Annotated in this window: 23 protein-coding genes; 11 read left to right on the forward strand and 12 right to left on the reverse strand. The window is 64.5% G+C overall.

The genetic code is table 11. The annotated features are described in order from the left end of the window. Positions 1-49 precede the first annotated feature (49 nt). From ACZ47F_RS08230 to ACZ47F_RS08250, 5 genes are all read right to left on the reverse strand, one after another. Complete coding sequence (locus ACZ47F_RS08230; protein ID WP_464924249.1) at positions 50-1,153, reverse strand: NAD(P)/FAD-dependent oxidoreductase; 1,104 nt, start codon at positions 1,151-1,153, stop codon at positions 50-52. A 77-nt stretch (positions 1,154-1,230) separates the two neighbouring features. Continuing rightward, a complete protein-coding gene (gene fdxA / locus ACZ47F_RS08235; RefSeq protein WP_464924250.1) occupies positions 1,231-1,554 on the reverse strand; it encodes a ferredoxin FdxA in 324 nt (107 codons plus the stop codon). A gap of 144 nt (positions 1,555-1,698) precedes the next feature. After that, a complete protein-coding gene (locus ACZ47F_RS08240) occupies positions 1,699-2,166 on the reverse strand; it encodes a DUF6691 family protein (protein WP_464924251.1) in 468 nt (155 codons plus the stop codon). A gap of 3 nt (positions 2,167-2,169) precedes the next feature. Continuing rightward, the gene (locus tag ACZ47F_RS08245) at positions 2,170-2,619 is read right to left on the reverse strand and encodes a YeeE/YedE family protein (RefSeq protein ID WP_464924252.1); all 450 of its coding nucleotides are present in this window, start codon (positions 2,617-2,619) and stop codon (positions 2,170-2,172) included. Positions 2,620-2,744: 125 nt separating this feature from the next. Continuing rightward, the gene (locus ACZ47F_RS08250) at positions 2,745-3,089 is read right to left on the reverse strand and encodes an ArsR/SmtB family transcription factor (protein WP_464924253.1); all 345 of its coding nucleotides are present in this window, start codon (positions 3,087-3,089) and stop codon (positions 2,745-2,747) included. A 92-nt stretch (positions 3,090-3,181) separates the two neighbouring features. Here ACZ47F_RS08250 and ACZ47F_RS08255 point away from each other — a divergent pair, with 92 nt between their 5' ends. The 3 genes from ACZ47F_RS08255 to clpB all read left to right on the forward strand — a co-directional run bounded on the left by ACZ47F_RS08255 (position 3,182) and on the right by clpB (position 9,426). Beyond that, positions 3,182-4,048: an MBL fold metallo-hydrolase gene (locus ACZ47F_RS08255; protein ID WP_464924254.1), complete on the forward strand. Its 867-nt coding sequence runs from the start codon at positions 3,182-3,184 to the stop codon at positions 4,046-4,048. 225 nt (positions 4,049-4,273) lie between these two features. Then, positions 4,274-6,676, forward strand: coding sequence for a Tex family protein (locus ACZ47F_RS08260; protein WP_464924255.1), 2,403 nt, complete (start codon positions 4,274-4,276; stop codon positions 6,674-6,676). A gap of 161 nt (positions 6,677-6,837) precedes the next feature. Continuing rightward, positions 6,838-9,426 (forward strand): ATP-dependent chaperone ClpB, encoded by a 2,589-nt coding sequence (clpB, locus tag ACZ47F_RS08265; RefSeq protein WP_464924256.1) that lies wholly within the window; start codon positions 6,838-6,840, stop codon positions 9,424-9,426. Positions 9,427-9,464: 38 nt separating this feature from the next. Here the strand turns inward: clpB and ACZ47F_RS08270 are convergent, their stop codons facing one another. Together ACZ47F_RS08270 and ACZ47F_RS08275 are read right to left on the reverse strand one after the other, a co-directional pair. Then, on the reverse strand, positions 9,465-10,487 hold the full coding sequence (locus tag ACZ47F_RS08270; protein WP_464924257.1) for a substrate-binding domain-containing protein: 1,023 nt from the start codon (positions 10,485-10,487) through the stop codon (positions 9,465-9,467). Positions 10,488-10,539: 52 nt separating this feature from the next. Beyond that, positions 10,540-10,791 (reverse strand): hypothetical protein, encoded by a 252-nt coding sequence (locus ACZ47F_RS08275; protein WP_464924258.1) that lies wholly within the window; start codon positions 10,789-10,791, stop codon positions 10,540-10,542. Between the two features lie 161 nt (positions 10,792-10,952). Here ACZ47F_RS08275 and ACZ47F_RS08280 point away from each other — a divergent pair, with 161 nt between their 5' ends. Next, positions 10,953-11,567, forward strand: a complete 615-nt coding sequence (locus ACZ47F_RS08280) for an SCO family protein (protein ID WP_464924259.1) — start codon at positions 10,953-10,955, stop codon at positions 11,565-11,567. Between the two features lie 91 nt (positions 11,568-11,658). Here ACZ47F_RS08280 and ACZ47F_RS08285 read toward each other — a convergent pair whose 3' ends face one another. The 4 genes from ACZ47F_RS08285 to ACZ47F_RS08300 form a co-directional block, all read right to left on the reverse strand. Beyond that, entirely contained in the window at positions 11,659-13,458 is a 1,800-nt protein-coding gene (locus ACZ47F_RS08285; protein ID WP_464924260.1) for a TRAP transporter large permease, read from the reverse strand. Next, positions 13,459-14,052 carry a TRAP transporter small permease subunit gene (locus ACZ47F_RS08290; RefSeq protein ID WP_464924261.1) on the reverse strand — a complete coding sequence of 198 codons (594 nt, stop codon included), beginning with the start codon at positions 14,050-14,052 and terminating at the stop codon, positions 13,459-13,461. It lies immediately after the preceding gene. 221 nt (positions 14,053-14,273) lie between these two features. Then, the gene (selD, locus tag ACZ47F_RS08295) at positions 14,274-15,344 is read right to left on the reverse strand and encodes a selenide, water dikinase SelD (protein ID WP_464924262.1); all 1,071 of its coding nucleotides are present in this window, start codon (positions 15,342-15,344) and stop codon (positions 14,274-14,276) included. Positions 15,345-15,364: 20 nt separating this feature from the next. Beyond that, a complete protein-coding gene (locus ACZ47F_RS08300) occupies positions 15,365-16,261 on the reverse strand; it encodes a LysR family transcriptional regulator (RefSeq protein ID WP_464924263.1) in 897 nt (298 codons plus the stop codon). A 278-nt stretch (positions 16,262-16,539) separates the two neighbouring features. On the opposite strand from ACZ47F_RS08300, the gene iscR reads away from it, so the two are divergent. From iscR to fdx, 7 genes are all read left to right on the forward strand, one after another. Beyond that, entirely contained in the window at positions 16,540-17,076 is a 537-nt protein-coding gene (iscR, locus tag ACZ47F_RS08305; protein WP_464924264.1) for a Fe-S cluster assembly transcriptional regulator IscR, read from the forward strand. Positions 17,077-17,179: 103 nt separating this feature from the next. Then, positions 17,180-18,400: an IscS subfamily cysteine desulfurase gene (locus ACZ47F_RS08310; protein WP_464924265.1), complete on the forward strand. Its 1,221-nt coding sequence runs from the start codon at positions 17,180-17,182 to the stop codon at positions 18,398-18,400. 100 nt (positions 18,401-18,500) lie between these two features. After that, on the forward strand, positions 18,501-18,923 hold the full coding sequence (gene iscU, locus ACZ47F_RS08315; protein ID WP_464924266.1) for a Fe-S cluster assembly scaffold IscU: 423 nt from the start codon (positions 18,501-18,503) through the stop codon (positions 18,921-18,923). A 22-nt stretch (positions 18,924-18,945) separates the two neighbouring features. Next, a complete protein-coding gene (gene iscA / locus ACZ47F_RS08320) occupies positions 18,946-19,269 on the forward strand; it encodes an iron-sulfur cluster assembly protein IscA (protein WP_464924267.1) in 324 nt (107 codons plus the stop codon). 44 nt (positions 19,270-19,313) lie between these two features. After that, a complete protein-coding gene (hscB, locus tag ACZ47F_RS08325; RefSeq protein ID WP_464924268.1) occupies positions 19,314-19,844 on the forward strand; it encodes a Fe-S protein assembly co-chaperone HscB in 531 nt (176 codons plus the stop codon). 66 nt (positions 19,845-19,910) lie between these two features. Beyond that, the gene (gene hscA / locus ACZ47F_RS08330; protein WP_464924269.1) at positions 19,911-21,806 is read left to right on the forward strand and encodes a Fe-S protein assembly chaperone HscA; all 1,896 of its coding nucleotides are present in this window, start codon (positions 19,911-19,913) and stop codon (positions 21,804-21,806) included. A 25-nt stretch (positions 21,807-21,831) separates the two neighbouring features. Continuing rightward, positions 21,832-22,170 (forward strand): ISC system 2Fe-2S type ferredoxin, encoded by a 339-nt coding sequence (gene fdx / locus ACZ47F_RS08335; RefSeq protein ID WP_464924270.1) that lies wholly within the window; start codon positions 21,832-21,834, stop codon positions 22,168-22,170. On the opposite strand, the gene ACZ47F_RS08340 is transcribed toward fdx, so the two are convergent. Beyond that, positions 22,145-23,575 (reverse strand): exonuclease domain-containing protein, encoded by a 1,431-nt coding sequence (locus tag ACZ47F_RS08340; RefSeq protein ID WP_464924271.1) that lies wholly within the window; start codon positions 23,573-23,575, stop codon positions 22,145-22,147. The two genes, fdx and ACZ47F_RS08340, sit on opposite strands and share 26 nt — an antisense overlap. Positions 23,576-23,584 lie beyond the last annotated feature (9 nt).

The raw sequence follows: 23,584 nt of genomic DNA on the forward strand, positions 1-23,584 counted from the left end.
TCTGCTCGTCCCATCAGTGTCAACAATCGAGTTCTACCCAAGCTGCCGGTCAATCGAACACCGGTGTTTCCACGCCGAGCACCTTATGCAGCTTGGGACTGGTGGTGGTGTACTGGAGGTGGATTTTCTTTTCCGGGAAGATGATCGGTGCGGCGCCGAAGGCGGCCAGCGCCGCTTCGTGAAAGCCCGAGAGAATGAGTTTTTTCTTCCCGGGGTAGGTGTTGATGTCGCCAACCGCGAAGATGCCGGGGATGTTGGTCTGGAATTTTTCGGTGTCGACGACCAGCTGTTTGCGCTCGATTTCCAGGCCCCAGTCGGCGATCGGGCCGAGCTTGGGCGACAGGCCGAAAAACACCAGCAATATGTCCAGCGGCAGTCGGCGGGTGATGCCGTCGTTGCCGGTGACCTTGATCATGTGCAGCAGGCCTTCGGCGTTTTCCTCGTAGCCGGTGACCTGGCCGATGAGGAACTGCATTTGGTGCTGCTCGCACAGGGCGTGCATTTGGGCCACCGAGGCTGGCGCTGCGCGAAAGCCGTCGCGGCGGTGGATGAGGGTGACACTTTCCGGGCGATGGGTCGTGGTCTGCGCGAAATGCAGTGCCCAGTCGAGCGCGGAATCGCCGCCGCCGACGATGACCAGATTCTTGTCGGCAAACTGTGCCGGGTTGCGCACGCGGTAGAACAGCTGGCTGCCTTCGAATTTTTCCAATCCCTCGACCTTGAGGGTACGCGGCTGGAACGACCCCACCCCTGCGGCAATGAACACGGTCTTGGTCAGCAGCCGGGTCGCCTGGGTGGTTTCGACCAGGAAACGGCCATCAGCCTGCGGTTGCAGGGTGGTTACTTCTTGGCCGAGATGGAAGGTTGCACCGAAGGGTTCGATCTGCTTGAGCAGGTTGTCGGTCAGTTCCTGGCCGGTGCACACGGGAACCGCGGGAATGTCGTAGATCGGCTTGTCGGGGTAGAGCTCGACACACTGCCCCCCGGGGTGCGCCAAGGTGTCGATGACATGCGCCTTGATCTCGAGCAGGCCGAGTTCGAACACCTGGAACAGCCCGACCGGCCCCGCACCGATGATGACTGCGTCGGTTTCGATGATGTCGACAGCCTTGGAGCTGACAGGGGGCGTGGCGGGGGTGACGGACATGTCCATGCGAATTGGTGGAGCAGACGTGTGGTGTGCGGCGGGTTTGCCACACAAAGTTGACAAAACTGGTGGATCGGCAAGGGTCAGCGCTGCAGGTATTGCAGCTTGTTCGGCTTGTCCTTCCATTCGTCCGCATCGTCCGGGGCGGGCTTGCGCTTGGTGATGCTGGGCCACTGGCGTGCCAGTTCGGCGTTGAGCTTGATGAACGTTTGCTGGTCGCCCGGCACATCCTCCTCCGCGTAGATGGCGTTGGCGGGGCATTCGGGGACGCACACCGCGCAATCAATGCACTCGTCAGGATCGATCACCAGGAAATTCGGGCCTTCGCGGAAGCAGTCCACCGGGCAGACATCGACGCAGTCGGTGTACTTGCAGCGGATGCAGTTTTCAGTAACGACAAAAGTCATGAGGCGGACCGGAAAACAAGTTACGGAAATTTTAACTGTCGGCGCCTGGCCCGCTCTGCGCCACGTCAAAACCCGCCTGACGCAAGGGTGCGCACGCGGTCTGCGCCACGGCTCGCCCGAACACCGGGCGAGCCGTGATCTGGCTCAGGTTTTATGCGGCGTGACCGGGGGCAGCGATGCCGCTACCGTGGGCTGCGCAGGCGCACTGGCCCGCTGCCACAGCTCGAAACCCACCATCCCGCAGACCATGCTGCAGAAAAACAGCCATTCCTGCCAGGTGAAAGCAGCCAACGAGGCCAGAGAGGGGCCCGGGCACAGGCCGGTCATGCCCCAGCCCACGCCGAAAATCGCGCTACCCAGCACCAGCTTTGCGGTGATGCCGCGCGTGACCGGAAAGGCGACCGTCTGGCCAAGCAACGATTTCGCCCGGCGCTGCACCAGTTGCATAGGCACGAGTGCAACCGCCACCGCGGTGATCATCACCAGAATGAGGCTGGGATCCCAGGCGCCGGCGATGTCCAGAAAGGCGATGACCTTGGCCGGGTCGGTCATGCCCGAGACCAGCAGACCGATGCCGAACAGGATGCCGCTGAAAAAGGCGAGAGTTTTCATGGCTCAAGCTCCTGCCAGCACATGCCGCATGACAAAGGTGGTAGCCATGCCCGTACCGATGAAGGTTGCTACGGCGACCATCGAGCGCGGTGAAAACCGGGCCAGGCCGCAGACGCCGTGACCGCTGGCACAGCCCGAGCCCAGCCGCGTGCCGAAGCCCACGATCAGTCCGCCGACTGCGATCACCGGCCAGGACTCGCCGTAATGCGCGCCGGGAACCGGGCGAAACAACACCCAGAGGAACGACGCCGCCACCAGCCCGCCCAGGAACCACAGTCGCCATGGCAGAGGGCGTTTACCCTGCATGGCCTCGGTGATCGCTCCGCCGAAAATGCCGCTGATTCCGGCGATTTTGCCGCCCCCCAGTGCCATGATGGCGGCCGCGGCGCCAATCAGCGCCCCGCCGAGAATGGCCGTGCCTGGCGTGAAATGCACCCAATCGATGTCAAACATTTGTCTCTCCTTCGTGACGTTGCATGTGTTGTCTCTGGTTGTTGTTGACGCCATGCCAGTGATCTGGTCAGGCCGCTTCGTGCCGTGCCGTGGCGACATGCAAGCGCCGCGGCACAGGCGCACTCTCATCGCCTCGGCGGCGCGCTGCCGCGTTGGCAATAAATCTGATGCAAGGTCATCAAGACCGCACTGGCTGCCGGGCTGGCCAGGCGGTAATACACCCGTTTGCCGTCGCGGCGGGTTTTCACCAAACCCTGCGCGCGCAGCACCGTGAGTTGCTGCGACAGCGTGGGCTGGGTCACGTCGCAAGCGGCCTCGAGGTCGCTGACACAGATTTCGCCGCGACTGATCTGACACAGGATCAGTAGGCGATCCGGATTGCCCAAGGTTTTGAGCAGGGCACAGGCTTGCTCGGAATTGCGCCGCATCGCCTCCACGCTGGGAATTTCCAAATCTTGCAGGCTCGACATTGATTTGCCTCAACCAGGTAAAACCTAATAGGAAAACAATATATGCTTTTGTAAATTGTTACGGCAACCACATTTGCCTAGGAGATACCCGCATGAGTACGCCATCGCCCACCGTTCAGAGCTGGTTTCACGCGCCGACTTTCACTGCGACCCACTGCATCATCGACCCGCAGACCAAGCATTGCGCGATTCTGGACAGCGTGCTCGACTTCGACTACGCTTCCGGCCGTACCAAGACCGAGTTTGCCGACCAGATCGCTGCTTTCGTGCGCGAGCAAGGCTTGACCGTGGACTGGCTGCTGGAAAGCCACGCGCATGCCGACCACCTCTCGGCCGCGCCCTATCTCAAGTCGCTGTTCGGCGGCAAGATTGCCATTGGCGAGCACATCCGCGATGTGCAAAAGATGTTCAGCCAGGTGTTCAACGATCGCACCATTCCGACCGATGGTTCACCGTTCGACCACCTGTTCAAGGACGGTGAAACCTTCGCCATTGGCAATCTGCAGGTCCAAGTGATGCACACCCCCGGTCATACCCCCGCGTGCGTCACCTATCTGGTAGGCGACAGCGCTTTCGTCGGCGACACTCTGTTCATGCCCGACTACGGCACGGCGCGCTGCGACTTTCCCGGTGGCGACGCGCATGTGCTGTACCGATCGGTGCGCAAGCTCTACAGCCTGCCGCCGCAGACCAAGCTGTATCTGTGCCACGACTACATGCCCGGCGGGCGCGAGCCGATCTGGCAGACCACGGTGCAGGCAGAGCGTGAGGGCAACATCCAGCTCAACGACAAGACCCCCGAGGAAGAGTTCGTCGCCTTTCGCAAGCAGCGCGATGCCAAGCTGAGCATGCCCGCACTCATTCTGCCTGCGGTGCAGGTCAATGTGCGCGCTGGAGAGCTGCCGCCAGCAGAGAGCAACGGCGTGAGCTATCTGAAGGTGCCGGTCAACGCGCTGTAACCTGCCGCAGGCGTAATCCGCCTGAACAGGGCCTGGGGCAACACGGAACAAGTCCCTTGCGCGCTGCGCATTCGGGGCTGCGCGCGATTTGCAGAATTGCGCATCCTCGCCACAGCTGGGGCGATTGTCTCGGTTGTGCGTCTTGGATCCCATCCCGCAGCCCGGGCGCGCAGCATCACAAGGACTCATTCAGTGTTGCCCTAGACTGCAGGTTTTTTGCCTGCCATGACAGCTGCTGCTCCCGTCGCCCAGAACCCTTATGCCAATCCGCAGGCCGCCGCACGGCGGGTGCTGCAGGTGCTCAGTGCCGAGCTGCAGCTGCCCGTGCCGCAGATCCAGGCCGCAATCGACCTGCTCGATGGCGGTGCCACTGTCCCCTTCATAGCGCGCTATCGCAAGGAAGCCACCGGGGGGATGCGCGACGACCATCTACGCGTGCTCGAAGAGCGCCTGCTTTACCTGCGCGAACTGGAAGACCGCCGCGCCGCCGTGCTGCTGTCGATTGCCGAGCAGGGCAAGCTCACGCCCGCACTGCAGGCGGCAATTACCGCCGCCACGCAGAAACAGGAGCTCGAGGACCTTTACCTGCCTTACAAACCGCGTCGCGTGACGCGAGCACAAAAGGCCCGCGACGCAGGGCTTGCGCCGCTGGCCGACCTGCTGTGGCAGCAGCCGCAGACCGATCCACTGCAGGCCGCGGCGGATTTCGTCCGCCCGCAGGTCAGCGCAGACGCGGCCGACACGTCCACGCCGCAGGCCTGTCTGGACGGCGCGCGCGACATCCTCGCCGAACGCTGGGCCGAAGACCCCACGGTGCTGGCGGCGATGCGCGAGTGGCTCTGGCGCAGTGGCCAGCTCGTCAGTCAGGTGCGTGCCGGCAAAGAGCAGGAAGGCGCCAAGTTCCGCGACTATTTCGACTATGCCGAGCCGCTGGACAAAGTGCCTTCGCACCGCGCGCTGGCGGTGCTGCGCGGCCGGGCGCAGGAAGTGCTCGATGTGCGCATCGACCTGCCGCCCTCCACCGATGCGGCGGCACAGACCCTGTCGAGCCTGGCCGAGGGCCGGCTGGCGGCACTGTTGGGCTGGAGCCATCAGCAGCGCGCGGCCGACGACTGGCTGCGCCGGGTGCTGCAATGGACCTGGAAGGTCAAGCTCGCGCTGACCCTGGAAAGAGAGCTGCTGTCACGGCTGCGCGAGCAGGCCGAAGCCGTGGCGATCGAAGTGTTTGGCGCCAATCTGCGCGATCTGCTGCTGGCTGCGCCTGCCGGGCCGAAGGTGGTGATGGGACTAGACCCCGGCATTCGCACCGGGGTAAAGGTCGCGGTGGTCGACGTCACCGGCAAGCTGCTAGAGGCCGCCACGGTCTACCCCTTCGAGCCGCGCCGTGACATCGACGGCGCGCTGTCCACGCTCGCCGCCTTGGTGCAGCGCCACGGTGTGCAGCTCATCGCCATCGGCAACGGCACCGCCAGCCGCGAGACCGACGCGCTGGCCGCCGAGCTGCTGCGCCTGGCAGCCAAGCCCGGGCTGGCCAAGGTGATGGTCAGCGAGGCAGGTGCTTCGGTGTATTCCGCCAGCGCCCTGGCCAGCCGCGAATTTCCCGATCTGGACGTCAGCTTGCGTGGCGCGGTGTCCATCGCCCGCCGGGTGCAGGACCCGCTGGCCGAACTGGTCAAGATCGATCCCAAGAGCATTGGTGTCGGTCAGTATCAACACGATGTCAACCAGACCCTGCTTGCGCGCAAGCTCGACGCCGTGGTCGAAGACTGCGTGAACGCGGTCGGTGTGGATGTGAACACCGCCTCGGTGCCGCTGCTGGCGCGGGTGGCGGGACTGAACACGCGGGTGGCCGAGCAGATCGTGCTGCATCGCGACCAGGCTGGCGCTTTTCCCAGCCGCGAGGCGCTCAAGGCGGTGCGGGGGCTGGGCGACAAGACCTTCGAGCAGGCCGCAGGCTTTTTGCGTATCAACGGCGGCGACAACCCGCTGGACCGCACCGGCGTGCATCCCGAGAGCTATCCGCTGGTGGAGAAGGTGCTGGCGGCGGCAGGCCAGCCCATCGACATGCTGATGGGCAACCGCAAGGCGCTGCAGCGCCTGCGGCCCGAACAGTTCGTCGATGCCCGGTATGGTGCGTTCACTGTGCGCGACGTGCTGGCCGAGCTGGAAAAACCCGGCCGCGACCCGCGCCCCGAGTTCCGCACCGCCAGGCTGCTCGATGGCGTGCACGACATCGCCCAGCTCCAGCCGGGGATGCAGCTCGAGGGCACCGTGACCAATGTCACCGCGTTTGGTGCCTTCGTCGATCTCGGCGTGCACCAGGATGGCTTGGTGCATGTCTCGCAGATGGCGCAGCGCTTCGTCAAGGACGCGCGCGAGGTGGTGAAGACCGGCGACATCGTCAAGGTGCGCGTGGTCGAAGTGGACGTGGCGCGCAAGCGTATCGCGCTGTCCATGCGTCCGGCAGACCCGGCCCGCGACGGCACGCTGCCGCACGGCAAGCCTTCCCGGAGTGCGTGCCGGCAAGATCGCCAGGACGGGCAGCGTGGCGTGTCCGAGCGGCCCGCACAGTCCTGCACACCGCAGAACACGGCGATCGCCGTGGCGTTCGCCAAGCTCAGGCGATGAGCGCCGATGCAGAGGCGTCAAAGGCAATACTGAATGAGTCCATGTCCTGCTGCGCCGGGGGATTCGTTCGATATTGTCTAAATCAACCCAACCGACATTGATCCGCTTGAAAATCCCATGCTGACGCCGCATGTAGGCGGCAGTTCAAAACGGAGGATTCCATGCGGATCGAAAAACTCACCACCCAGTTTCAGGAGGCGCTGGCCGAGGCGCAGTCGCTCGCGGTCACACACAGCAATGCCTACATCGAGCCGGTACACTTGCTGCATGCGCTGCTCACGCAGGACGGGCCCAAGGCGCTGCTGGCCCGCTCCGGCGCCAACGTGCAAGGTATGCTGGGGGCCACCGCGCAGGCCATCGACCGTTTGCCGGAAGTCGAAGGCACCGACGGCAATGTGCAGGTCAGCCGCGAGCTGAGCGGCCTGCTCAACATCACCGAGAAAGAAGCCAATAAACGCGGCGACCAGTTCATCGCCAGTGAGCTGTTCCTACTCGCCGTGGCAGATGACAAGGGCGAGGCCGGGCGCATCGCCCGCGAAAACGGGCTGAACCGCAAATCCCTGGAATCCGCGATCGACGCGGTGCGCGGTGGTCAGGCCGTCGACAGCGCCGAGGCCGAAGGCGCACGCGAGGCGCTCAAGAAATACACCCTGGACCTCACCGAGCGCGCGCGCCAAGGCAAGCTCGATCCGGTGATCGGCCGCGACGACGAAATCCGCCGCACCATCCAGGTGCTGCAGCGCCGCACCAAGAACAACCCGGTGCTGATCGGCGAGCCAGGCGTGGGCAAGACCGCGATCGTCGAAGGGCTGGCGCAGCGCATCGTCAACGGTGAAGTGCCCGACAGTCTGCGCGGCAAGCGCCTGCTCGTGCTCGACATTGCGCTGCTGCTGGCCGGCGCGAAGTACCGCGGCGAGTTCGAGGAGCGGCTGAAAAACGTGCTGAAGGAGCTGGCACAGGATGAAGGTCGCACCATCGTTTTCATCGACGAAATTCACACCATGGTCGGCGCCGGCAAGGCCGAGGGCGCGATGGACGCCGGCAATATGCTCAAGCCCGCGCTCGCCCGCGGCGAGTTGCACTGCATCGGCGCGACCACGCTCGACGAATACCGCAAGTACATCGAGAAAGACGCGGCGCTCGAACGTCGCTTCCAGAAGGTCATGGTCGACGAGCCGAGTGTGGAGGACACGATTGCCATCCTGCGCGGTTTGCAGGAGAAGTATGAGGTGCACCACGGCGTGGAGATCACCGACCCGGCGATCGTCGCGGCCGCCGAGCTCAGCCACCGCTACATCACCGACCGCTTCTTGCCCGATAAGGCGATCGACCTGATCGACGAGGCGGCCGCGCGCATCAAGATGGAGATCGACTCCAAGCCGGAGGCGCTCGACAAGCTCGAGCGGCGGCTGATCCAGCTCAAGATCGAGCGCGAGGCGGTGCGCAAGGAAACCGACGAGGCCTCGCGCAAGCGGCTCGAACTGATCGAGCAGGAGATCGCCAAGCTCGAGCGTGAGTACGCCGATCTGGAGGAAATTTGGAAGGCAGAAAAAGCCGCGGTGCAGGGCTCGGCGCAGATCAAAGAGGAGATCGACAAGATTCGCTTCGAGATCGAGGAGCTCAAGCGCAAGGGCGACTTCAACAAGGTGGCCGAACTGCAGTACGGACGGCTGCCTGAGCTCGAACGCCGGCTGCACGAAGCCCAGGCCAAGGAAACCGCGGCGGAGGGGGGCAAACCGCAGGCGCGCCGCCTGCTGCGCACCCAGGTGGGAGCGGAGGAAATCGCCGAGGTGGTCAGCCGTGCCACTGGCATCCCGGTGTCCAAGCTGATGCAGGGCGAGCGTGAAAAGCTGGTGCACATGGAAGAGCGTCTGCACCGCCGCGTCGTCGGACAGGACGAGGCCATCCGTGCGGTGTCCAACGCCATTCGCCGCTCGCGTGCCGGGCTGTCCGATCCGCGCAGGCCGTATGGCTCATTCCTGTTCCTCGGCCCGACCGGCGTGGGCAAGACCGAGCTGACCAAGGCATTGGCCGAGTTCCTCTTCGACACCGACGAGCATATCGTGCGCATCGACATGAGCGAGTTCATGGAGAAGCACTCGGTGGCTCGTCTGATCGGCGCGCCGCCCGGCTATGTCGGCTACGACGAAGGCGGCTACCTCACCGAAGCGGTACGGCGCAAGCCGTACAGCGTGGTGCTGTTCGACGAGGTGGAGAAGGCCCACCCGGACGTGTTCAATGTGCTGCTGCAGGTGCTCGACGATGGCCGGCTGACCGATGGTCAGGGCCGCACTGTGGATTTCAAGAATACGGTGATCGTGATGACCAGCAACCTCGGCTCGCATCTGATCATGTCGATGAGCGGGCAGCCGCAGGAGGCGATCCGCGCCGCGGTGTGGGAAGAGGTCAAGCAGCATTTCCGGCCCGAGTTCCTCAACCGCATCGACGAGGTGGTGGTGTTCCATGCGCTGGGCGAAAAGCAGATCGCCGAGATCGCACGCATCCAGCTGCGCGGGCTGGAGGGGCGACTCGCGCAGCTCGACATGCGCCTGGACATCAGCGACGAGGCGCTGGCGGAAATCGCCCGTGCCGGGTTCGATCCTGTGTTTGGCGCCCGGCCGCTCAAGCGGGCCATCCAGCAGCGCATCGAGAACCCGCTGGCCAAGCTCATCCTCGAGGGCCGCTTCGGCCCGAAGGATGTGATTCAGGTCAACGTGCGAAACGGCGAAATCGTGTTCGAGCGGGTGTGAGCACGGCCCGGGCCGGGGACGACCCGGCCCGAGGCGTCTCAGTCTTTCAGCCACTTCAGGAAGTCGGCATACCGCTTCGGATCGCCGCTTTCCCAGCCTTTGATCCCGATCACCCGGTTGAGCGGTGCGGCGGCAGATGTGTCCATCAATGCCGCGCGCACGGCCGCGATCTGCTCCGCCGGTGTGTCTGGCGCCGCAATGACTGCCCAGAACGGCATGGGCTGATGCTGCAACAGCACACCGCCCTTGGCCTGCCACTGTTTGCCAAACACCGAGTTTACGGCGCCGACGACAGCGGTGTGCATTTGCTCCATCAGACCCACCACCGCATCCTGCGAGCGCACGCGCGCCTGTAATTGCGGCCCCTTGCCGTTGTGCGTCCTCCATACCTTTTCGCCAACCTGCTCGACCAGACTGTTCTCCGGGCTGAGCAGCACCGCCGAGGGCGAGGTCCAGACCTGTGCGACCGGCACGCAGGTCGAAGGGACTTGTCGGCTCAGGCCGAGAACCGCCAGGTTCTGGCCGCCCAACGCAACCTGGCCGGGTTTCCCCGGGCAGGGCTGGGCGATGAGATCGGTGCCAAAGCCGTCAGGATCGGAGGCAACCGCAACCAGGTGCCATCCTTTGGCCAGCAACTGTGCCGTCAGGCTCGGCGGTTTGACAAAGGCGAACGCAAAGCGGCTGCCGTGCGCTTGCGCAGAACTGGCATCGAACGATCCATCCCAGATGACGTTCTGTTGCGTAGCTTTGCTTAGCAGCTGCGCAAACGGGACACCGATTGCCTGAATGTGGATCTGATTGCCGTACCGCACGCCGTTGTTGATGCCCAGCACCAATTGCGGCGCCGTTGTCGCGCGGTCTGTGCGCGCCGGCGCGGCGCATGCAGAACCAAACCAGCAGGTCAGACAGACGCAGGCGAGTAGAGCGGCGGCCCGGCAGAGGCCGCCAAGGGTGTCGGGCAGGGCAGGTTGCATTGTGGTTTCAGTCGCAATCGGGGCAAAGCACCCCATAAGGTAAAGAAGCCCGCCATCAAGCAGTACTCGCGTATGCCCTGATTGCAAACCCTGCGGCGTGCTTTGCCCACATCGCCGCGAGCGAACGAAACAACCGCATTCAGCCCGGGCTGACGCGGGCAAGACCCTGGAGTTGCAGGCAATGGTGCATGTTGTTGATGACCACGACTCCGCGGCCCGGGGGAAGCGCGGCCAGTGGAACCGCTTTGCCCAGCGAGGGCGCCAGATGCAGCACATCAATGGCAGTCAGCGCCGCGCGCGGCCCATTTGCCGCGTGGACCGTCAGTGCAGCGGTGGCCAGTGTGGTCAGTCCTCCGGCCAGAAGCGCTTTAATCATAGGACGTTTGAACATGGTGCTCTCTCCACAGAGTGCTTGCGTGCCTTGGAGTATCCTGCTCTTCGTGGGTTGCAGCGGCCGTGGTAAGCAATTGTGACAGCGTTGATGCGCTGCAGCGTCAGTGCAGCGGGCGGCACAATACAGCCTGATCGAAAGAGCAAGTCAGCGAAATCCGTATGCCGTATTCAAAAACTCTGTTCCGTGCGCGCCGCCTGTTGCTGCTGGGCGCGCTGGCGCTGCCGCTGGCGGGCTGCGGCCACAAGTCTGATCAGGTCTGGCAGCTCGACAACATCACCGGGGTGATGCCCGACCTGCAGTTCAATCTCACCAACGATCTGGGGCAAAAGGTCACGGCGCAGACCTACCGGGGCAAGGTCGTGCTGCTGTATTTCGGCTACACCCATTGCCCCGATGTCTGTCCAACCACGATGCAGCTGATGTCCAGCGTGGTGCAGCAACTCGGCACCGAGGCCAAGGATGTGCGCATCCTGTTCGTCAGCGTCGACCCGAAGCGCGACACCGATGCCATCCTGAAGGCCTACACCCAGGCGTTCAGCCCCTATGCGGTGGGTCTGACCGGAACGATGAAGGACATCGAGGCGATTACCCGACGCTACCGCGTAGCCTTCAGCTACGGCAAGCCTGACGCGCATGGCAACTACACGGTCGATCACAGCGCCGGCGTCTACATCTTTGGCCGTAATGGCCACATCCGCCTTCTGGCCTCAGACAGCAACCCGCCGTCGGCCTGGGTGCACGACCTCAAACAACTCCTCGCCGAACCCGCCTGACTCCGGGCTGCACCGCGCTTGGCAGACACGCAGCGCAGCCGCAAGGGCCCGAACCCGCGGGGCCTTGCCAGAGCCACGCGCGTCCGGAGTTCTATTTCGATGCACCGCTGGCTGCCTGCCCGGGCGGTTGCGAGCGCAGCAGCGCTGCTGCAGGATCGTCCTCCTCGGCGGCCGGAGTGCTGGCGCTGCCTTCCCTGGGGGCGTCAGAGCCGCCGAGGCTTGGCGGGGTGATGGACTCGTAGGTGTTGTCGTCTGCCGGCGCGATGATCTGCACCTTGTCCAGATCGATCGTCTTGTGGCGATCCAGCCCACTGGTGACCAGTCCGGGGAAGGCGATGACCAGGCCGACCATCAGAATCTGGATCAGCACGAACGGCACCGCGCCCCAATAGATCTGGCCCGTGGTGACGCGCGCGATGCGCTGACCAGTTTCCTTGTCGGTGTAGTCGTCCTTGGCGGCAACGCTGCGCAGGTAAAACAGCGCAAAGCCGAAGGGTGGGTGCATGAACGAGGTCTGCATGTTGACCGCCAGCAGCACACCGAACCAGATCAGGTCGATGCCCAGCTTTTCAGCCACCGGCCCGAGCAGAGGAATGATGATGAACGACAGCTCGAAAAAGTCGAGGAAGAACGCCAGCACGAACACCAGGATGTTCACCACGATCAGGAAGCCCAGCACGCCGCCTGGCAGGCTGGTGAGCAAGTGCTCTACCCAAACCCGACCGTCCAGCCCCTGGAACACCAGGTTGAACACTGTGGAGCCGATCAGGATGAACAGCACGAAAGTCGACAGCTTGGCTGTGGTGTTGAGCGCCTGCTTGAGCAGGCGCATGTTCAGGCGCTGGCGCAGCAGTGCCATGATCAGCGCACCCATTGCGCCCATCGCGCCGCCTTCGGTCGGCGTGGCCACACCGAGAAAAATGGTGCCCAGCACGAGGAAGATCAGCGTGAGCGGCGGCACCAGGGCGAAGGTCACGCGCTCGGCCATGCGCGACAGCAGGTGCAGCCGCAGCGCACGGTTGAGCAGCGCCAACAACAGAGACAGGATCACGCCGAAGGTCAGCGCCACGACAATGGTCTCATCCAGCGCCGCATCTACCGCATGCCCCGCGCGCCAGCTCAGCAGCGCGCCATAGTTTTTCGCCAGTACGATGCTGCAGATCAGCACCAGGGCAAACAGCACACCGAGCGAGCGCAGGCCGCTGCTGCCATCGGGTTCGCGGATGGTGCGCGCCTCGGGCGGGAGTGCCGGCGCCCACTGTGGCCGCAGCAGGGTGACGCCAATCACATACAGGAGGTAGAGGCCGGTGAGCACTAAACCTGGAATGAATGCGCCCTTGTACATATCACCCACGCTGCGGCCGAGCTGGTCGGCCATGACGATGAGCACCAGCGACGGCGGGATGATCTGTGCCAGCGTGCCCGAGGCTGCGATCACACCGGAGGCCAGCCGCCGGTCATAGCCGTAACGCAGCATGATGGGCAGAGAGATCAGGCCCATCGAAATCACCGAAGCCGCCACCACGCCGGTGGTCGCCGCTAGCAGCGCGCCCACCAGAATGACCGCGATTGCCAGCCCGCCGCGAATCGGGCCGAACAACTGGCCGATGGTCTCCAGCAGGTCTTCGGCCATACCGCTGCGCTCGAGCAGAAGACCCATGAAGGTGAAAAAGGGAATGGCCAGCAGTGTGTCGTTCTGCATGATGCCGATGATGCGCAGCGGAATGGCCTCGAGCAGCGCCTGCGGCATCAGCCCGAGCTCCACGCCGATGAAGCCAAACAGCAGCCCGCAGGCGGCCAGGCTGAACGCCACCGGAAACCCGATCAGCAGGAACACCACCAGCGCCCCGAACATGATGGGCGCGATGTTCGCAATGAGAAAGGTGGTCATTTATTTGACCTCCTTCTGTTTCTGCGCCAACACGAACTCGGCGAGTTCCTCTTCCGCGGTTTTTTCGTTCTTTTTCACCATCGGGTCGTCAATCAGTCCGCGCAGAAAGGCCACACGCTTGATTAGCTCGGACACGCCCTGCAGCCCGAGAAGCGAGAAGCCGATTGGCATCAGGATGTAGGCCGGCCAGCGGATCAGCCCACCGGCGTTGCTCGACATTTCTCCCGAGGCGATGGCGTTGATCACCACTGGCAGCGACAGACGTATCGCCTCGAACACGAAGGGAAACAGAAAGAACACGATGCCGATGACGTCGATCCAGCTGCGCCCGCGCGGCGAGAGCTTGCTCGAGAGCACGTCGATGCGCACATGCTCGTTGTGCAAAAAGGTATAGCCGGCTCCCAGCAGGAACACGGCAGCGAACAAATACCACTGGATTTCCAGAAAGGCGTTCGAGCTGAAGTCGAAGGCTTTGCGCACGACGGCATTGAGCGCGCTGATGATGGCCGAGGCGAGGATGAGCCAGACGGTCAGGCGGCCGACGCGCTCATTGAGCCAGTCGATCCCTCGGGACAGGGCGAGCAGGGCGTTCAAGACATCTCCCGGTTGTTTTGTGAACGATTTGGTCGTGGTTGTTGTCCGCCAACTTGGTCATCACGAGGGCGTCGTGCGTGACAAGCTGGAAACAAGCTGCGGCCGAAGTATAGAGATGTAACAAAGCCCGGCTGAATTTTTCAGCCCCGGGTTTGCCCGAGTGGCAGGGGGGTGAAACAGTCGTGCGCGCGGCGCAGGCAATCGCTGCCGCGGCGCGCAGATCAGGCGCGCACGTCGATTCCAGCACTGCCGTGCACGAGCGTGCCGATCGCCGCGGCCTGCGCAAAGCCTTCGTCACGGAAAATGCCCAACACCGCGTCCACCTGTTCGGGGGCGCAGGCAACCAGCAGACCGCCGGAGGTCTGCGGATCGGTGAGCAGCGTGCGCGCCAGCGGGTCCAGGTCGGGGGCGAGCGAGACCTCGCTGCCGTAGCTGGCCCAGTTGCGGCCGGAAGCGCCGGTGGCAATGCCGGTGCGCGCCAGATCGGCCACACCGTCGATCAGCGGGACGCGGGAAAACTCCACGCGCGCGCGCAGGCCGGCGCCGCGGCAGACCTCCAGCAAGTGGCCGAGCAGGCCAAAGCCGGTGACGTCGGTCATGGCATGCACACCGTAGAGCTGCGCCAGTCGCCGGCCTGGGGTGTTGAGCTGGGTGGTGATGGCGACCATGCGGGCGTAGCCTGCGGCGTCGAGTGCGTCTTTTTTCAGCGCGGCAGACTGGATGCCTACGCCCAGCGGCTTGCCCAGCACGACCACATCCCCCGCCTTGGCGCGGTCGTTGTGGCGGATGTGTGCCGGATGTGCCAGACCCATGACCGCCAGTCCGTAGATCGGTTCGACCGAGTCAATGCTATGCCCGCCGGCGATCGGAATGCCGGCCTGCGCGCAGGCCGTTTCGCCTCCGCGCAGGATGGCCGAGACCGTCTCCAGCGGGAGCACGCCGATGGGCATGCCCACCAGCGCCAGCGCCATGATCGGCGTGCCGCCCATGGCGTATACATCTGAGATGGCGTTGGTCGCAGCGATGCGGCCGAAGTCGAACGGGTCGTCGACGATGGGCATGAAAAAGTCGGTGGTGGCGATCAGCGCTTGATCGGGGTTGAGCAGGTAGACCGCGGCGTCGTCGGACGATTCGCTGCCCACCAGCAGAGCCTCGGGACGAGGCAGTAGTGGGGCGTGCCGCTTGAGGATGTCGATCAGGACGTTGGGTGCGATCTTGCAGCCGCAGCCGCCGCCGTGCGACAGCGAAGTCAGGCGGGGTGCGGACTGTGGGGCAGGGGTGTTCGGGGACATGGCAAACGGGTGATGGTGTGTCAGGAATCGGGCGGTATGGCGTCGTCCTGCCAATCCTGGCAGAACTGCAGAAAGCGGGCGAGGGCTTGCGAGAAGGTCTTTTTTTGATGATGCACGATGTAGAGCAAGCGTTGCATCGGTGGAAGCGGGCTGCGCACCACGACCAGGCTGCCGCGCTCCAGCACATCGCGCACTAGGCGGCGGGGGATGCAGGCCAGCCCCAGTCCCGCGATCGCCGCGGCGCGGATGGCTTCGGAACTGCCCAGCACCATGGCCTGATCGAAGCGCTGCAGATGCGGCAACAGCAGCGCTTCGACCGTTTCGCGCGTGCCAGAGCCCGGCTCGCGCAGCAGCCAACGCGCGGCGCGCAGCTGGTCCAGTCCCACTTCGCGCTCAGCCAGCGGACTGTCTGGGGCGCACACCACGACGAGATGATCGGTCAGCCATGGGTGGACGACCAGGTCATCGCGGTGGCAAACGCCCTCGACCAGGCCGAGATCGACCTCGAACTGCGCCACCGCATCGGCGATCGCCAGCGTGTTGCCCACGCGCAGGCAGAACTGCGCGGCGGGGTGATCGCGGCAGAATGCGGCCATGATCTCGGGCAGGATGGCGTTGCCCACGGTGCTGCTGGCGCCGATGCGCAGCGCCGCGGCGCCAGCGCTGAACAGCGCCTCGATACCCCGGGTCTGATCCAGGATGGCCATAGCGCGCGGCAGCAGCAGACGGCCAGAGTCGTTGAGCACCAGGCGTTTGCCAACGCGGTCGAATACCCGCTCGCCCAACTGCGCCTCCAGCTCAGCCAGCGCGGCGCTGACCGCCGATTGCGACATTGCCAGCGCATCACCCGCCGCGGTGGCGCTGCGGCTGTGCGCGATTTCGACCAGCACTTCCATCTGCCGCAGGGTCAGTCGCATGGTATGGATTGATTCCGTGGATGCATTCGCGCGCAAGCATAAGCCAAGTGGCTGATGCAGACTGCGTGCGGGGCGGCAAAAAATCCCTGCAATGCAGGGAACTTAGGACGCGCGGAGAAATCTGATTTGTTGACGAAAACGATCGGGATTTGTAACATCAACCCCATGCTTTCGTCGGGTATTTTCCATCCGGCACTGTGTAATGTCTGCTGTCGCCCTCCGGGGCAGAGTCCGAGACCTTGCAACTGGCCGTCACTGATCTGTTGAGGAGAGCCGCCATGCGACTGACCACCAAAGGACGTTTTGCCGTGACCGCCATGATCGATGTGGCAATGCGTCAACATCTGGGCCCTGTGACCCTGGCTGGGATCAGCCAGCGTCAGCACATTTCCCTGTCCTATCTCGAACAATTGTTCGGCAAGCTGCGCCGGCACGAGCTGGTCGACTCGGTACGCGGGCCGGGCGGGGGCTACACCCTGTCGCGCAAGCCCGAGGAAATCAGCATTGCCGACATCATCATCGCGGTGGACGAGCCGCTCGACGCCACCCAGTGCGGCGGCAAAGAAAACTGCCACGGCGACGAAGCCGGCCCGTGCATGACCCACGATCTGTGGGCGCAACTCAACGCCAAGATGGTGGAGTTCCTCGATTCGGTCAATCTCAAGGGCCTGGTCGAGCAAAACCTTGCCAAGGGCGTGACTGTCGAAGAAGTGGCGGCCACGCGCAAGCCGGTATCCCCGCTGCCGGCAACTGCCAAGCCGATCAAGGTCAAGGCGCCCAATTCGGTGTTCAACCTGGCGCAGACCCTGAGCTGAGAACTTCTGACCGCTCAGCCCGGTCGTCGAGGCTGACGGAACTCCGCGCCAGTGTCAGCCGTCGGCGCGGCATTGCACACAACCGACTTTCAGCGTTCACAACATGTCCACAACACCACACCTGCCGATTTATCTCGATTACGCATCGACCACGCCGGTCGATCCGCGCGTGGTCGATGCGATGCTTCCCTGGTTGCGCGAGCATTTCGGCAACCCGGCGTCGCGCAGCCATGCCTGGGGCTGGGAGGCGGAGGACGCGGTAGAAAAGGCGCGCGCGCAGGTGGCCGAGCTGGTCAATGCTGATCCCAGGGAAATCATCTGGACCTCCGGCGCCACCGAGTCGAACAACCTGGCGCTCAAAGGCGCCGCCGAGTTCTACCAGGGCAAGGGCAAGCACATCGTCACCGTCAAGACCGAGCACAAGGCCGTGCTTGACACGGTGCGCGAGCTCGAGCGCCGCGGGTTCGAGGCCACCTATCTGGATGTGCTGCCCAACGGCTTGCTCGACCTCGACCGCTTCAAAGAGGCGCTGCGTCCTGACACCATCCTGGCGTCGGTGATGCTGGTGAACAACGAGATTGGTGTGATCCAGGACATTCCGGAGATCGGCCGCATCTGCCGCGAGCGCGGAATCATTTTTCATGTCGATGCTGCGCAGGCCACCGGCAAGATGGCAATCGATCTGCAGGCCTGGCCGGTCGATCTGATGAGTCTGGCATCACACAAGACCTATGGCCCCAAGGGCATTGGTGCGCTGTACGTGCGGCGCAAGCCGCGGGTGCGCCTAGTGCCGCAGATGCACGGCGGTGGTCATGAACGCGGCTTGCGCTCGGGCACGCTGCCGACGCACCAGATCGTCGGTATGGGCGAGGCGTACCGCATTGCCAAGGCTGAGATGGGGGCGAGCATCGAGCGCGCGCGCATGCTGCAAAAACGCCTGCTCGACGGCCTCAAGGACATCGAAGAGGTGTATGTGAACGGCGACCTGGAACGCCGCGTGCCGCACAACCTCAACATGAGCTTCAATTATGTCGAGGGCGAATCGCTGATCATGGCGCTCAAGGGTGTTGCGGTCTCGAGCGGCTCGGCCTGCACCTCGGCGAGTCTGGAGCCCTCGTATGTGTTGCGTGCGCTCGGCCGCAGCGACGAACTGGCGCATTCTTCGCTGCGCATGACCATTGGACGCTACACCACCGAGGAGGAGATCGACACCGCAGTGCGCCTGTTGCGCGACAGCGTGGCCAAGCTGCGTGACCTCTCGCCCCTGTGGGACATGTACAAGGAAGGCATCGACCTCAGCACCATCCAGTGGGCGGCGCATTGACCTTGTGGCGTCAGGGTTGTCCAAATAGTCGACAATATCGATCAGGATTGAACAACCAGCCGTGGCTCCCGAGCGCGGCTATCTACGAGGAGGACACATCATGGCCTACAGTGAGAAAGTCGTGGACCATTACGAAAACCCACGCAATGTCGGCTCGTTTCCCAAGGACGATCCGCGGGTGGGTACCGGCATGGTGGGCGCGCCGGCCTGTGGCGACGTGATGAAGCTGCAGATCCGCGTCAACGACCAGGGCGTGATCGAAGATGCCCGGTTCAAGACCTACGGCTGCGGCTCGGCGATCGCGTCGTCCTCGCTGGTGACTGAGTGGATCAAGGGCAAGACCCTCGACCAGGCGCTGCAAATCCGCAACAGCCAAATCGCCGAGGAACTGGCGCTGCCCCCCGTCAAGATCCATTGCTCCATCCTCGCCGAAGATGCGATCAAGGCTGCGGTGAACGACTATCAACGACGGCACGGACTCGCCCCGACCCAGCAGCAAGGCGCCGAGGCGCAGCCCGCTTGAGCACAGCCGGAGGGAACCCGCGATGGCAGTCACCCTGACCGAACGCGCTGCACAGCAGGTGCAGCGCCACCTCGCCAAGCGCGGCGCTGGCATTGGCGTGCGCCTGGGCGTGAAAACTACGGGCTGCTCCGGCATGGCTTACAAGCTCGAATTCGTCGATCAGCCGCAACCCGAGGATCTGGCTTTCGAAAGCCACGGCGTGAAAATTCTGGTCGATCCCAAGAGCCTGGCCTATGTCGACGGCACCGAGCTCGACTTCGTGCGGCAGGGCCTCAACGAGGGCTTTGCATTCAACAACCCGAACGAAAAAGATCGTTGCGGTTGCGGCGAGTCGTTCCGGGTGTGAACCACTTGGCCTCCCAACACGTCCGCGCGCCCGTGTCGATAGATTTGTCCCAGTCGTACTTTGCGCTGTTCGGCCTGCCTGAAGCCTTTTCGCTCGACCCAGCCCAGCTGGAGCGGGCGCGGCTCGCGGTACAGTCGATGGTTCATCCCGACCGGTTCGCCGCGGCAAGCGAGCGTGACAGACGCTTGGCCATGCAATGGGCGGCGCAGGTCAATGCCGCCTACCGGGTCTTGAAAGACCCGGTGCAACGTGCAGCCTACCTATGCGCGCGTCAAGGCGCGCCGGTGCAGGCCGACAGCAACACCGCGATGCCCGCCGACTTCCTGATGCAGCAAATGCAGTGGCGCGAACGACTCGAGGCGTTACGCGACGCGGCAGATGGTGCCGGGCTGCAGGCTCTGCTTGCCGAAGTGTTGGCACAACGTGCACAGCGTCTTGCCGCGATCGCCCAGGCGCTCGACCAGGATCATGCACCGCAGGCGGCTGCCGAGCAGGTGCGGGCGCTGCTGTTTCTCGATCGCCTCGGCGACGAGCTGCGCCGCGCGCTCGACGCGATCTCGCATCCCGCCGACTGATTCCTCGCCGCTGGCGTCTGGCCCGCAAACCGGTGCCATGCCAGCGGCGCAACCACTCTTGCTCCCATGGCCTTGCTCCAAATCTCCGAACCCGGGCAGTCGCCCGATCCGCACCGGCATCGCCGCGCCGTCGGCATCGACTTGGGGACCACGCATTCACTGGTGGCCGCCGTGCGCAGCGGCACACCGCAGTGCCTGCCCGATGCGCAGGGCGAGGTGCTGCTGCCTTCGGTCGTGCACTATCACGCCGATGGCCGGGCCGAGGTCGGGCTGCGCGCCCGCGACGAGCAGGCGGTCGATCCGGCCAACACCATCGTGTCGGTCAAGCGATTCATGGGGCGCAGCCCTGCTGATCTGCCCGCGCAAGCGCTGGCGCACTATCGCATCGCTGACGATCCACGCATGGTGCGCTTTCAGACCGCGGCGGGCGAAATGACCCCGGTGCAGGTCTCGGCCGACATCCTGCGGGTGCTGCGCTGGCGTGCCGAGGATACGCTCGGCGGTGAACTGGTCGGCGCGGTCATCACTGTGCCGGCCTATTTCGACGAGGGTCAGCGTCAGGCGACAAAGGACGCTGCGCAGCTTGCCGGCCTGCATGTGCTGCGGCTGATCAACGAACCCACCGCCGCCGCGCTGGCCTATGGCCTGGACCGTGGCGCCGAGGGACTCTATGTCATTTACGACCTCGGCGGCGGCACCTTCGATCTGTCGGTGCTGCGGATGACCAAGGGCGTGTTCGAGGTGGTGGCTACCCGCGGAGACACTGCACTGGGCGGGGACGATTTCGATCAGCGGCTCATGGCGCTGCTGCTCGAGCGCGCCGGCACGCCTGCACTGTCGCCCGGGTTGCAGCGGCAATGGCGCATGGCCGCCCGCCACGCCAAGGAAGAGCTGAGCACGGCGCAGGGCGTGACCTGCTCGGTGCCGCTGCCGGACGGGACGGTCTGGTCGACCACTGTGCAACGCACGGATTTCGAGCAGGCCAGTGCGGATCTGGTGCAGCGCACCCTGGATCTGCTGCGCCAGGCGCTGCGCGATGCGCAGGTCGACCCGGCCGAGGTGCAGGGCGTGGTGCTGGTTGGCGGTGCGACCCGCATGCCCATGGTCCGCGCCGCGGTGCAGCGTGCAATCGGCAAGGCGCCGCTGACCGATCTCGATCCCGATCAGGTGGTGGCGCTGGGTGCGGCGATCCAGGCGCATGCGCTGGCCGGCAATGCCGGTGCCGACGATGTGCTGCTGCTCGACGTCATCCCGCTGTCGCTGGGCATCGAGACCATGGGCGGGCTGGTCGAGCACATTCTGCCGCGCAACAGCCCGATTCCGCAGGCGCGGTCGCAGGACTTCACCACCTTTCGCGATGGCCAGACCGCGATGGCCATCCATGTGGTGCAGGGCGAGCGTGAGCTGGTGAACGACTGCCGCTCGCTTGCGCGCTTCGAGCTGCGCGGCATACCGCCGATGGCAGCCGGGGCCGCGCGCATCCGCGTGACTTTTGCCGTGGACGCAGACGGCCTGCTCGAGGTCAGCGCGCAGGAACTCACCACCGGCGTGCACGCTCAGGTGCAGGTCAAACCGAGCTATGGGCTCGACGACGCGCAGATCGCACAGATGTTGCAGGACAGCCTGGCGCACGCTCAGGACGACCGCGATGCCCGCATGCTGCAGGAAGCGCGGGTCGAGGCGCAGGCGCTGCTGGCTGCCACACGCAGCGCGATGCAAACCGACCGCGACCTGCTCAGCCCCGAGGAAGACGCCGCGATCCACGCCGCAATGGCGACCCTGGCACAGGCCGAGCAGGGGACTGATCTCGATCAGATCCGCAATGCCACCGAGGCGCTGACCCGCCAGACCGATGCGTTTGCCGCACGCCGCATGAACCGCAGCATCCAGCGTGCACTGTCCGGCCAGTCGCTCGCCCAGATCGCCCAGCTCACCGACGCGCAGCCTCCCGGCAAGCGCTGAATTCCGTTTTCATTCCCACCGCATCATGCCCACGATCACCGTCCTGCCGCATCCCGAATACTGTCCCGAAGGCAAGCAGGTGCAGGCCGGGCGCGGTACTTCGATCTGCGAAGCCCTGCTCGAAAACGGGGTGCCGATCGAACATGCCTGCGACATGCAGTGCGCCTGTACCACCTGTCATGTCGTGGTGCGCAAGGGGTACGAAAGCCTGGGAGAGCCTGACGAGGCCGAGGAAGACCTGCTTGACCGCGCCTGGGGCCTGGAGCCGACCTCGCGGCTGTCCTGCCAGGCCATCCTGTCGGATCAGGACGTGACCATCGAGATTCCCAAATACTCGATCAACCATGCCAAGGAGCACGGCTGAGCTGGATGAGCCCCGGCGGTGGCCCCTTGGCGCCGCACAGCCGTGACAGCAGGAGGCGATAGAGATCGAGGTCGAACCCACCACCGTCAACCGCCTCGCTGCGTCCGCGCAGCAGATCGGCCAGTTCGGCATCGTCGCGCACCGTGCCGAGGTGCCGCCACTGGTCGAACACATGCAACTCGGTGCGCTCGCGTTGCGCATCCTGCTCCCGCAGACCGATCGGCCCGGGATACGGCCAGGCGCGCAGCCGCTCTGCGGCCAGCGCGGTCTGCAATCTCAAGTAATGCTGCTGCGCGGACTCTTGCCCGCAGCACAGCCCCTTGCACTGGCCGATCTGCTGGGCAAAACAGCGGCCCTTGCCCGATTCCAGCCCTAGCGCCTGTGGGCACAGGCCATGACGCTGCGCCAGGGCGCGCAAGCTCTGCACCGCCTGCCGCCGGCTGCGATAGGTGCCGTATAGATTGCACATGCGCTGCGGGTCGATCGCCTCGCCGCGCACCAGGGTCAGCAAAGGGCGGGAATCGGGCGCATCGGCCAGCAGCCAGGCGCACAGCTCGCGCTCGCGCCGCAACTGGCGGTTGAACAGCGGCTGCAAGCTCTTGACCAGACGCGCCTCGAACAACAGCGCACCGAAGTCGCCGGCCGTCTCGTGCCACTGCACCCGCCGCACCTCCTGCGCCATGCGCATTTCCCGCGCATCGCGGTGATCGGCCTGGAAATGCGACAGCACCCGAGTGCGCAGCCGCACACTCTTGCCGATGTACAACGGGATCTCGCCCTCGCTATAGAACAGATAGACGCCGGGGCCGTCCGGGATCGCGTCGATCGGCGTCTCCAGCTGCGGCGGCAGGCTGGCGCTGCTGTGCAACAGTGCCAGTGCAGCGGCCTGCACCGTCTGTGCGCCGAGTTCGGCCGTAGCATGCTTCAGCCAGTCGTGAAGCAATTCGACATCGCCCATTGCGCGGTGCCGCGCCGCGGTCTGCAGGCCGTGGCGGTGCATCAGCGCATCCAGTCCATGACCGTGCGCCTGCGGATACAGCCTGCGCGACAGACGCACGGTGCACAGCGTCTTCACCCGCAGGTCTATGCCCTCACGCGCTGCCGCCTGTTTGAGAAAGCCGTAGTCGAAACGGACGTTGTGCGCCACCAGCACCGCACCGTCGAGCAAGGCCAACAGCCGCGGCAACACGGCGCCGAAGGGGGGTGCATCGGCCACCATGTGATCGTCGATGCCGGTGAGCCGCTGAATGTATGGCGAAATGCGCTGCCCGGGCTGGATCAGACTGCTCCACCTGTCCACCACGCGTCCATATTCGACCCGTAGCGCAGCGATTTCGGTGATGCGGTCATGAACCGGATTGGAGCCGGTGGTCTCCAGATCGAGCAGAACGTAACAGGGCAGCATGCCCGGATT

It is taken from the genome of Thiomonas islandica (assembly GCF_055383445.1).

Coding starts and splice junctions, on each gene's coding strand:
- ACZ47F_RS08230 (WP_464924249.1), bottom strand. CDS start 1,153: ATGGACATGTCCGTCACCCCCGCCACGCCCCCTGTCAGCTCCAAGGCT.
- fdxA (WP_464924250.1), bottom strand. CDS start 1,554: ATGACTTTTGTCGTTACTGAAAACTGCATCCGCTGCAAGTACACCGAC.
- ACZ47F_RS08240 (WP_464924251.1), bottom strand. CDS start 2,166: ATGAAAACTCTCGCCTTTTTCAGCGGCATCCTGTTCGGCATCGGTCTG.
- ACZ47F_RS08245 (WP_464924252.1), bottom strand. CDS start 2,619: ATGTTTGACATCGATTGGGTGCATTTCACGCCAGGCACGGCCATTCTC.
- ACZ47F_RS08250 (WP_464924253.1), bottom strand. CDS start 3,089: ATGTCGAGCCTGCAAGATTTGGAAATTCCCAGCGTGGAGGCGATGCGG.
- ACZ47F_RS08255 (WP_464924254.1), top strand. CDS start 3,182: ATGAGTACGCCATCGCCCACCGTTCAGAGCTGGTTTCACGCGCCGACT.
- ACZ47F_RS08260 (WP_464924255.1), top strand. CDS start 4,274: ATGACAGCTGCTGCTCCCGTCGCCCAGAACCCTTATGCCAATCCGCAG.
- clpB (WP_464924256.1), top strand. CDS start 6,838: ATGCGGATCGAAAAACTCACCACCCAGTTTCAGGAGGCGCTGGCCGAG.
- ACZ47F_RS08275 (WP_464924258.1), bottom strand. CDS start 10,791: ATGTTCAAACGTCCTATGATTAAAGCGCTTCTGGCCGGAGGACTGACC.
- ACZ47F_RS08280 (WP_464924259.1), top strand. CDS start 10,953: ATGCCGTATTCAAAAACTCTGTTCCGTGCGCGCCGCCTGTTGCTGCTG.
- ACZ47F_RS08285 (WP_464924260.1), bottom strand. CDS start 13,458: ATGACCACCTTTCTCATTGCGAACATCGCGCCCATCATGTTCGGGGCG.
- selD (WP_464924262.1), bottom strand. CDS start 15,344: ATGTCCCCGAACACCCCTGCCCCACAGTCCGCACCCCGCCTGACTTCG.
- ACZ47F_RS08300 (WP_464924263.1), bottom strand. CDS start 16,261: ATGCGACTGACCCTGCGGCAGATGGAAGTGCTGGTCGAAATCGCGCAC.
- iscR (WP_464924264.1), top strand. CDS start 16,540: ATGCGACTGACCACCAAAGGACGTTTTGCCGTGACCGCCATGATCGAT.
- ACZ47F_RS08310 (WP_464924265.1), top strand. CDS start 17,180: ATGTCCACAACACCACACCTGCCGATTTATCTCGATTACGCATCGACC.
- iscU (WP_464924266.1), top strand. CDS start 18,501: ATGGCCTACAGTGAGAAAGTCGTGGACCATTACGAAAACCCACGCAAT.
- iscA (WP_464924267.1), top strand. CDS start 18,946: ATGGCAGTCACCCTGACCGAACGCGCTGCACAGCAGGTGCAGCGCCAC.
- hscA (WP_464924269.1), top strand. CDS start 19,911: ATGGCCTTGCTCCAAATCTCCGAACCCGGGCAGTCGCCCGATCCGCAC.
- fdx (WP_464924270.1), top strand. CDS start 21,832: ATGCCCACGATCACCGTCCTGCCGCATCCCGAATACTGTCCCGAAGGC.
- ACZ47F_RS08340 (WP_464924271.1), bottom strand. CDS start 23,575: ATGCTGCCCTGTTACGTTCTGCTCGATCTGGAGACCACCGGCTCCAAT.